A 9,999-nucleotide genomic window follows, 5' to 3' on the forward strand; every position below is an offset into this window, starting at 1 on the left:
TTACCAGGCACTCGATGTCAAACTCCCTCAATCCCTGTTCCCAAAATCGACCGACGGTTTGGTTACCGACTCTCTGAGGTGCCTCAAGCACCAGAGCGTTGCTTACCACAAGCAAACGACCAGCTGGAACTGTTGGTGATCACCGCTGAAGGTAATCCAATTGTCCGGCGAATCAATGGTGCCAGTCGTAATCAAGTCCTAGCTGTGACCAATAGATTTCAGCGATCGCTTAGCAATCCCCACAGCTTGGATGCCAAAGGCCACCTAAACCAAGCTGAGCAACTTTATCAATGGATCATAGCGCCCTTACAGAAGGAATTAAATGACCGCAAGATTCAGAGCCTAATATTTGCTATGGATCAGGGTTTGCGCTCCCTACCTATAGCAGCTATCTACGATGGGCAACAATATCTGGTTGAGAAGTATGGTGTTAATTTGGTGCCTAGTCTGAGCTTAACCTATTCTCGTCACACAGATGTTAGACCATTCCGGGTGCTGGCAATGGGAGCATCGAAATTTCCTTATCAACAGCCTTTGCCTGGGGTAGAAGTGGAGTTAACCACCATCACTGAAACACTGTGGAAAGGTCGCTCTTTTCTCAACGAAGCCTTTACTCTGGAAAATTTAATGGCTCAACGACAACAGAGGCAATATGGCATCATTCACCTAGCCACCCATGCAGAGTTCAACTCGGGAACTCCTAACAATTCCTACATTCAGATGTGGAACCGCAAACTAAGGCTGTATGAAATGAAAAATCTACTTTATGAGCCATCGGTAGAGTTGTTGGTACTCAGCGCTTGCCGAACCGCTTTGGGCAATCGAGAAGCGGAGTTGGGTTTTGCTGGGTCAGCCTTTCAGGCAGGAGTTGACTCGACTTTGGCAACCCTTTGGTATGTTAGTGATCAAGGTGCTCTGGGGCTGACTACTGAGTTTTACCGTCAGTTGAGAAAGACATCGAGTAAAAGCGAAGCCTTGCGACAGGCACAGTTAGCAATGATTCAAGGCAATGTGCGTATCGAGAATAATCAGTTATATGGCTCGGGCAAGAATATCTCGTTACCCCCAGAATTGTCAGGATCAGGAAAACAAAGCTTTTCTCATCCCTACTATTGGGCTGCTTTCACTCTGGTTGGAGATCCCTAGTGAATACCAAAGTTTATACCAATTCTTCACTTTTCATAGTTTTGATAAGCAGTAACAATCCTCTGAACGAGGGGATTACGGACAACATCCTTATTAGTTAGTTCGCAGAAAGCAATGCCTTCTACAGATTTTAATATTTTTAGGGTGATCGCTAATCCTGAGGGTTGGTTGCTAGATAAATCGGTCTGGGTGAGATCACCAGTCACTACCATCCGAGAACGTGAACCCAAACGAGTCAGAACCATCTTCATCTGGGCTGGTGTGGTGTTCTGAGCTTCATCAATAATCACGAAGGCATTATTGAGGGTGCGACCTCGCATATACGCTAGGGGAGCCACTTCAATAATGCCCCGTTCCATTAAATTGGCGGTCTTCTCTGTATCAATCAGTTCATGGAGAGCATCATAGAGGGGGCGCAAATAGGGATTAATTTTCTGCTGCAAGTCTCCTGGTAAAAAGCCAAGTTTTTCACCAGCTTCTACCGCTGGTCGTGTCAGAATCAGTCGTTCATATTGATTATTTAGTAACGCCTGAGCGGCTATTACCACAGCTAGGAAGGTTTTGCCAGTGCCTGCTGGCCCCACACAGAAGGTGAGGTCATGGGTTAGTACAGCTTTGATATACTGCCGTTGCCGGAAGGTTTTAGCTCGGATCACCTCACCCCGGCGAGTATGAGCCAGCACATCTTGATGTAAATCTTGTAATTCATCCTGTCGCTTGGTATCTAAGGCATGAATTGCGGTGTGGATGTCTACTCCTGTAATCCTTTTACCTTCGAGCCAATAGATTTTAAGCGATCGCACTAGGGATGATACCCGCTCGACCTGTTTCTCGGTGCCAGAAATCAATAACTCTTGCCCTCGCAGCACCAGATGCGCACCGGTTTGCCGTGATAGGGTTTTCAGGTTTTCTTCCTGGTCTCCAACCAAGGCGATTGCACTTTCTGGGCTGGGTAGCTCAATTGTTTTGGATACTTCACTCAAGGTTTATCAACTACAGGCTTCAGTCTCAACTATCGAAGTTAACTGGTAACTTAAGTAACTTAATATACAACTCAATCTACCTCTCATTACCAATCTTCAAGGTTTCCTGCCATTGGTAATGAGAGGTACAGCAGCCGGATGTTCTTCACCCCCTTTTCTCCATGGTCCTCTCATTACCGAAACCTTCAAAACTAGAGCACTAGGAGGGAAATCTTGGAATTACTCTAGGTCTGGACACTCGGCGAGGTAAACTTCTTCTGACAATGGATCTACGACTAGGGCCATTGTCTCGACGAGGGCTACTACCTGAGCCTGAGCCTTCATAGATATCCAAATAAACAGTTTGACCAGCAGCTTGGGCTGCTGCTTTAATTACTGTCCGAATCGCTTGAATATTGCGACCACCACGACCGAAAACTCGCCCTTTATCTTCTCCATTAAAAGCTAGTCGAATCCACACACGCTCTTTCCCATTTGATTTCTCACAGTCTACGCTGAGGGAGTCTGGTGATTCCAAGAACGGCTCGATTAAAAATCTCACTAGTGCTGAATAATCTGGGTCATCATCTCGAACAGAAGCAGATAGGATTTCAGGTACTGATTTGTTCAAAAACATTGGCTTTTTGCAAAATATTACGCACGGTTTGTGTTGGCTGAGCTCCATTTTTGAGCCACTTCACTATTGCTGGTACATTCAGCCTCGTTTCATCATTTCTTGGATTATAGAATCCCAGTTCTTCTAGAGGACGTCCATCACGGCGGGCACTGCTGGGTATGGCCACTATGCGATAGCTGACTTCACGCTTTTTACCGAATCGTTTTAATCTGATTTTGATCATTGTACCTAATTAATTCACCTGTTTGATTTTAAGCGATCTTTGGGGGTTTGAAAGTGAACAGGTTGAATGTTGAAGATTTTAACTGAATCAGCAGGCAAGCCGCTACCGGTTTACAATCTTCTAAGCTACCCTACTCCGCACGCCTCAGGGAACGGGCTAACCTTCAGGCTAACCTTCTACTGGCTAACCTTCTACTGGCTAACCTTCTACTGGCTAAACTTTAGGCTAACCTTCTACCAGATAACCTACCCTACACCGAACGCCAAAGGCGAACAATAGGCTAACCTTCTACTGGCTAACCTTCTACTGGCTAAACTACCCTACACCGAACGCCAAAGGCGAACAACAGGCTAACCTTCAGGGTAACCTTCAACTTTCTAACCTTCAACCTTCTAACCTTGACCTTTCGGTCACGCTACGCGAACAACCTTCTAACCTTTTACTAGCTGACCTTCTACTATAATTCCCCAAATCCCTTCTTCTTCTTGGCTTTTTTCTTTTTCTTGCCAGAGCCACTACCACGCCAACCAGGTTGATTACGAGGATTTCCACCACCCATACCACCTAACATACCACCTAACCCCCCCATGGCTGGCATCTGACCTTGACCCATTTGCTGCATAAGCGATCGCATTCTGGTAAATTCACTCACCAGACCCCTGACGTCTTTTTCCGTATGACCAGAACCTTGGGCAATGCGGCGGCGGCGGCTCGGAGAGCTAGCTAATAAATCTGGGTTACGACGCTCCTCGGAGGTCATGGAGCTAATCATAGCTTCGGACTGCTTGAGCTTGGTTTCCCCTTGTTGAAGTTGAGAAGAACTGAGTTTGCCCATCCCTGGAACCAGTTTCATCAAGCCACCAAGAGACCCCATGTTCTTTAACAGGCGCATCTGCTTCAAGAAATCGCTGAAGTCAAATTTTGCTTCCAGCATTTTCTGTTGCATCTGTTCAGCATCAGCGATGTCAATCTCTTCCTGGGCTTTCTCAACCAAGGTGAGTACATCCCCCATACCCAGAATCCGGGATGCCATCCGGTCAGGATAAAATGGTTGTAGTGCCTCGACCTTTTCCCCAACCCCGACAAATTTAATCGGCTGACCTGAAATTTGCCTGACTGAAAGGGCAGCACCACCACGACTATCCCCATCAAGTTTGGAAAGAATTGCCCCAGTAATGCCAATTTGCTCATGGAAGGTGCGGGTCAGGGTTGCTGCTTCCTGACCAGTCATGGCATCCACAACTAGTAGGGTATCGTGGGGTTGGACGGTTTCTTTGATGCGGGAGAGTTCTCCCATCATCTCTTGGTCAATTTGCAGTCGTCCCGCTGTATCAATAATTACCGTATCGATAGCCATTGCTTTTGCCCGTTCTACCCCTTGACGAGCAATGTCTACTGGGTCAGCTTCTGTACCTAACTCAAACACCGGTACATCAATTTGTTGACCGAGGGTGACTAATTGATCAATGGCTGCGGGTCGATACACGTCTGTAGCCACTAACAGACAGCTACGTTCTTGCTTACGCAGATGTAAAGCGAGTTTGGCACTAGCCGTAGTTTTACCAGTACCTTGTAGACCAGCCATTAGCACAACGGTTGGTGGGGTGTCTGCTTGGGCTAGGGGAACATTGGTTTCCCCCATCACTTGCACCAGTTCGTCGTAGACTATTTTTATGAACTGCTGGTCAGGGCGAACACCTGATGTGACTTCACTGCCTTGTGCTTTCGCTTCTACTTCAGCAACGAAATCTTTGACTACTTGTAGGTTGACGTCTGCCGATAAGAGGGCGCGACGCACTTCTTTTAGGGCGTCTTGGATGTTAGAACTAGAGATCTTGTCCTGACCCCGTAGTTTTTTCCAAGCATCTTCTAAGCGTTCGGCGAGAGCATCAAACATACGTCAATTGTCAATTGTGATGGTTTTGTTATTATGGTTACTTTACTAGGTCGCCAGAGTTTTGATAGTCTATACATCTTAGCTACACACCTTACTAGGATAGCGCTTTTGGGGATTTTAGTTCAATATTTCGGTAAGGTGAGTATTCAGCCCTAGGCTATTCGTAACATTTATTTAAGCGGTTAACTAATGGGGGGTTCGGGAGGCTATAAGTCCCGCGCTGTACCTGAAAGGTTAGCGTCGGGATACATGGACACCCCGGGTCGATTGAGGGGTTTCTCCTTTGGAGACGCGGGGCGCGTTCGATGCCCCGAAAATCGACATACTATCTATCGGTTCTAACAGAAGATGTAAATCTGTTAGAATACACGGATGTTGAACTTGACCTACAGCTACCGAATCTATCCAGGACTTGACCAGGAAGCTAAAATGCTTGGCTGGTTGGAGCAATGCCGTCGCGTATATAACTATGCTTTGGCAGAGCGTAAGGACTGGATCAATTCGCGTAAATGCTTGGTCAATGCTTGCAGCATCAGACTCGAATACATCATCCCTGCTGACACGCCATACCCTGACTACTACAAACAGCAGAACGCTCTTACCAAAGCCAAAAAGTTGATTCGACAACTGAAGGCAGTTCACTCCCAAGTTTGGCAAGATGCCTTGAAGCGACTGGATAAGTCGTTCAAGGCATCTTGCAACACAGAGGGTTTGGATTTCCTCGATTCAAAAAGTCGGGCCAGTATCGTTCGTTTGTGTTTCCGCAGTTCAAGTCGAATCCTGTCAACGGATTTGAGATCAAACTGCCGAAAATTGGAACCGTGCCGATCCACTTGCATCGACCTATTCCTGAAGGATTTGAGATCAAGCAAGTTCGGGTCGTGTTGAAATCGTCGGGCTGGTACGCTCAGCTGATTCTGCAAGCCGATGTTTCTGTTCCTGAACCAATGCCTGATGGTGATCCGATCGGAATTGATTTGGGACTCGAAAAGTTCTTGGCTGTATCGACAGGTGAACTGGTAGAACGCCCTCGCTTTTTCGTGGATTTGCAAAGCAAGCAACGATTGCTGCAACGCAAATTGAGAAACAAGAAAAAGGGTTAGTAAACAGCTAGATAAAATGTCGCAGAGTCTACCAAAAACTCTTATTATTTGTTACACTTAAATTAGGGTAACACCGACAGTGATTATTATGTAACTTAAATTAAAGCCGAAAACCAAGGCTTTAATAGTTGCGGTTAAATCCCGGTGTTAAACTTTTTTGACATTTTTATGGCGCTCGCGGGATATTCCCGAGAGCTTTGGGAGATACCCCCTGGATGCTATGGCATCTTGCATTGGCGAGCCTTGGTCTATCTTGGTAGACTTTGGTAGCTAAAAAGTATCGGAGCGCGTGAATCAACTTTATGTGCAACAGATGATGGCTGGTTTTTCTTTATGCCAGCTACCACCACCATTAAAACCCCCAGATGTATTGCGGGTCATTGTGCCAAGTGGAACCTTGCGTGAGGTTGATGCTTTTAATCAGGGGATTGAGATTTGGCGATCCCGTGGCTACCATGTGCAATTACCACAGAACTGGAACGCTAGGGAAGGTTACCTAGCTGGGACTGATAGTCAGCGACGCCAACAGTTGCTCGAAGCCTGTCTTGACCCCCAATGTCGGGGCATTCTCTGTGCTAGAGGAGGTTATGGTAGCGCTAGACTTCTGGAAGACTGGACATGGCCAGAACAATGGCCAGAGCAGTTGAAGTGGTTGATTGGTTTTTCTGATATTACTGCTTTACTGTGGAGTCTTGGTCAGATAGGGGTTTCCGGTGTTCATGGTCCGTTATTGACTACTATTGCTGGTGAACCGGAATGGTCACTCAATCGGTTGTTTGATTGGGTGGAAGGACGACCCATAGCTCCCTTGAAAGGGGTTGGTTGGGGAGATGGGAAAGTTTCTGGTGTGTTGCTACCGGCTAATCTTACGGTCGCTACTCATCTGCTCGGTACACCCCTACAACCTTCCTTATCAGGAGTTATTCTTGCTCTCGAAGATGTAACTGAGGCTCCCTACCGCATTGACCGGATGTTGACTCACTGGCGCATGAGTGGTGCAATGGCCGGGGTGAAAGGTATTGCGTTAGGGCGGTTTAGCCGTTGTGCTCCTCCCAAGGATGTTCCTAGCTGGAGTGTGGAGGAAGTGTTGCGCGATCGCATTTGGGATCTCGGTATACCGGTTGTCTCTGACTTGCCTTTCGGTCACGATGGGGTTAACGCTGCCCTTCCTGTCGGACAGCTGGTTGAACTAGATGCTGAGGTCGGGACCTTGAGTTGGGTTGGAGGTTAGCAGGTTAGCAGGTTAGCAGGTTGAAAGTTGGCAGGTTAGCAGTTCATGTAGGGTGGGCAGTGCACCAGACAGATAATGAAGCTTGCAAAGCGCGTTGGTAGGCACTGCCCACCCTACTGCCCACCGTACGATTAATGACAATGGTGCAAGATCTCAGTTTAACGAAGGCACCGTCTTAGAATGTAACTTATTATTAACACTTTTTTAATCTTCTCAAATCAGGAGAGTAAAGGGAATACCACCATGATAAGCTGACAAATACACTTAAAAAAGTATAATAGGATAGATACCATATGGCTGGGTCAACCCAGGTTCCTTATTTGTTGAGGGCGGCTCGTGGTGAGGTGTTAGACCGTCCCCCTGTGTGGATGATGCGACAGGCAGGTCGTTATATGAAGGTTTATCGCGATTTACGGGATAAGTATCCGAGTTTTCGCGAGCGCTCCGAAAATCCAGACATCGCGATTGAGATTTCTCTACAACCCTGGAAAGCGTTTCAACCAGATGGAGTGATTTTGTTCTCTGATATTCTAACTCCATTACCAGGGATTGGTATCGAGTTTGAGATTGTCGAAAGTAAAGGGCCAATCATTAACCAACCGATTCGTACCCAGGAACAAATTGACCAGCTACATCTGTTGGATTTAGATAGATTTGGGTTTATCCGGGAAATTTTGAAGGCGCTACGGCAAGAAGTGGGCAATGAGGCAGCAGTGCTGGGTTTTGTCGGTGCTCCCTGGACTTTGGGCGCTTATGCGATTGAGGGTAAAAGTTCTAAAAATTACTCCATCATTAAAGGGATGGCCTTCTCACAACCAGCTATGCTACACCAATTCTTGGGTAAGCTAGCGGATGCGATCGCTATCTATGTCCGTTATCAAATCAATAGCGGTGCTCAGGTAATACAAATGTTTGACTCTTGGGCAGGTGAACTGAGTCCCCAAGACTACGAAACCTTTGCCTTACCCTATCAGCAGCGAGTAGTACAGCAGGTTAAAGCCACTCACCCAGATACCCCCTTCATTCTCTATATCAGTGGTAGCGCTGGAGTGCTTGAACGCATGGGACAGTCGGGGGTTGATATGGTCAGCGTAGACTGGACCGTAGACATGGCAGAAGCTAGAACAAGATTGGGTGATAAGATGAAAGTCCAGGGCAATATCGACCCAGGAGTTCTGTTTGGGTCACAAGCTTTTATTCGCGATCGCATTGTCGATACTATTCGCAAAGCTGGCAACAAAGGTCATATCTTAAATCTCGGTCATGGTGTTTTACCCGGCACTCCAGAAGATAATGTTAGATTCTTCTTTGAAACTGCCAAAAAGGCAAATGAATTAATGGCTGTTCATGCATAATAGTCGATAACACAAGAGAGAGTAGAGAATCGATAACCAGATTCTGTGCCATTTTCTCCCTCTAGCAGTCATAGGTTCGGGGAGCGCTAGTCCTCCCTAGGGTATCCTTCGGTCAGAGTTGGACCGGGCTTTCAAGGTGCAGACGTTTACTTGTCCAGGTAGCCCCTCCACTAAATGGAATCCTCGCTTCAGTCTCATCCCCTTCAAGGGGATGAGATTAACAACCTTATAGAAATATCTTGAGAGTGCAGATACTTGATTAGACGACTAAGGATAGAATCCTTCAAGATGCATCACCACAACAATCAAGGAAGTGTTCTTCACTCGATCAAAACCTTCTTGTACCCCTAGAAGTAGTTGACCTAGTTGTTTGTTAGTGTTAGGTCAGCATCGGGAGTACATAATTGAATTGAAAATCGAAAATCCTATGACCTCCAAGCGGATTTTTATGACTGGTGCTAGTGGCTGCATTGGTCACTACATCACTGAAGCCTTAAGTCTCGAAACTGACCATGAGTTGTATTTGTTAGTCAGAAACCCTGACAAATTCAAGTTTGACGACTTGAAGTGTGGCGACAAGAGGCGTGCTGGCATTACCATCCTAGAAGGTGACCTGCAGCAGATTGAAGACTTTGGTGACTTGCTCAAGACAATGGATGCGGCAATTCTGGCAGCAACTGCTTGGGGAGGGCAACAGGAAACATTTGATATTAACGTTGTCAAAACTATCCAGTTAATCAACTTGCTTGACCCTACTGTTTGTGAGCAAGTGATTTATTTCTCTACTGCTAGTGTACTGGATAGGAATAACCAATTACTGAAAGAAGCCGGTGAACTTGGAACAGAATATATCTATTCCAAATACACTTGTCTCAAGCGCTTATCCCAATTAGCGTCCGCTCCTAAGATTACTACCCTCTTTCCTACCTTGGTACTGGGGGGACACGAAACTAAACCCTACTCCCATCTGTCATCGGGACTCCCAGATATTGTCAAATGGATTAACTTGATTCGTTGGTTTAGAGCTGATGGCAGTTTCCACTTCATCCACGCCCAAGATATTGCTCAGGTGGTGCGATACCTGATTGATCATCCTCCTTCTCAAGCATTGAGTGCAGAACCAGAGTGGATGTCTAGCGGTAGATTGGTTTTGGGTTGTCAGCCGTTGAGTGTTAACCAAGCCGTAGAAGAAGTTTGTAGGTATCTTGGTAAACAAATTTATTTTCGCCTACCATTGTTTATCTGGCTTGCCAATATCTTTATTGTGCTGTTCCGGATTCAGATGGATCCTTGGAGTCGGTTTTCCTTGAATTACCGACATTTTATTTATCACAACCCCGTTAATCCAACCACCTTTGGTTTACCGACTTACTGTCCTACACTTACTGACGTTCTCAAAGTTAGTGGCATTAGCAGAGATTAGATTTTTAAAATCGTGACACTTT

Annotated in this window: 8 protein-coding genes and 1 pseudogene; 5 read left to right on the forward strand and 4 right to left on the reverse strand. The window is 46.3% G+C overall.

The features are described from left to right. The coding region (locus F6K37_RS23145) for a CHAT domain-containing protein (protein WP_287252376.1) at positions 1–1,146 on the forward strand (1,146 nt) is incomplete at its 5' end. A 26-nt stretch (positions 1,147–1,172) separates the two neighbouring features. Here F6K37_RS23145 and F6K37_RS23150 read toward each other — a convergent pair. From F6K37_RS23150 to ffh, 4 genes are all read right to left on the reverse strand, one after another. Then, complete coding sequence (locus tag F6K37_RS23150) at positions 1,173–2,129, reverse strand: PhoH family protein (RefSeq protein WP_287252378.1); 957 nt, start codon at positions 2,127–2,129, stop codon at positions 1,173–1,175. Between the two features lie 199 nt (positions 2,130–2,328). Then, on the reverse strand, positions 2,329–2,745 hold the full coding sequence (locus F6K37_RS23155; protein ID WP_008178947.1) for a KH domain-containing protein: 417 nt from the start codon (positions 2,743–2,745) through the stop codon (positions 2,329–2,331). Next, positions 2,720–2,968: a 30S ribosomal protein S16 gene (rpsP, locus tag F6K37_RS23160; RefSeq protein ID WP_287252380.1), complete on the reverse strand. Its 249-nt coding sequence runs from the start codon at positions 2,966–2,968 to the stop codon at positions 2,720–2,722. The genes F6K37_RS23155 and rpsP overlap by 26 nt, the downstream gene beginning before the upstream one ends. A gap of 457 nt (positions 2,969–3,425) precedes the next feature. Next, on the reverse strand, positions 3,426–4,865 hold the full coding sequence (ffh, locus tag F6K37_RS23165) for a signal recognition particle protein (RefSeq protein WP_287252382.1): 1,440 nt from the start codon (positions 4,863–4,865) through the stop codon (positions 3,426–3,428). 372 nt (positions 4,866–5,237) lie between these two features. Between ffh and F6K37_RS45610 the strand changes: the two are divergent. The 4 genes and pseudogenes from F6K37_RS45610 to F6K37_RS23190 all read left to right on the forward strand — a co-directional run. Next, positions 5,238–5,965 (forward strand): annotated as a pseudogene (locus F6K37_RS45610) (RNA-guided endonuclease InsQ/TnpB family protein); the annotation flags it as partial. 316 nt (positions 5,966–6,281) lie between these two features. Continuing rightward, positions 6,282–7,199: a S66 peptidase family protein gene (locus F6K37_RS23180; RefSeq protein WP_287252387.1), complete on the forward strand. Its 918-nt coding sequence runs from the start codon at positions 6,282–6,284 to the stop codon at positions 7,197–7,199. Between the two features lie 293 nt (positions 7,200–7,492). Next, positions 7,493–8,554 (forward strand): uroporphyrinogen decarboxylase, encoded by a 1,062-nt coding sequence (gene hemE, locus F6K37_RS23185; RefSeq protein ID WP_008178937.1) that lies wholly within the window; start codon positions 7,493–7,495, stop codon positions 8,552–8,554. 427 nt (positions 8,555–8,981) lie between these two features. Beyond that, positions 8,982–9,977: an NAD-dependent epimerase/dehydratase family protein gene (locus F6K37_RS23190; RefSeq protein ID WP_287252385.1), complete on the forward strand. Its 996-nt coding sequence runs from the start codon at positions 8,982–8,984 to the stop codon at positions 9,975–9,977. The last annotated feature ends 22 nt before the right edge of the window (positions 9,978–9,999 follow it).

Source organism: Moorena sp. SIO4E2 (assembly GCF_010671945.1).
Classification (GTDB): domain Bacteria; phylum Cyanobacteriota; class Cyanobacteriia; order Cyanobacteriales; family Coleofasciculaceae; genus Moorena; species Moorena producens.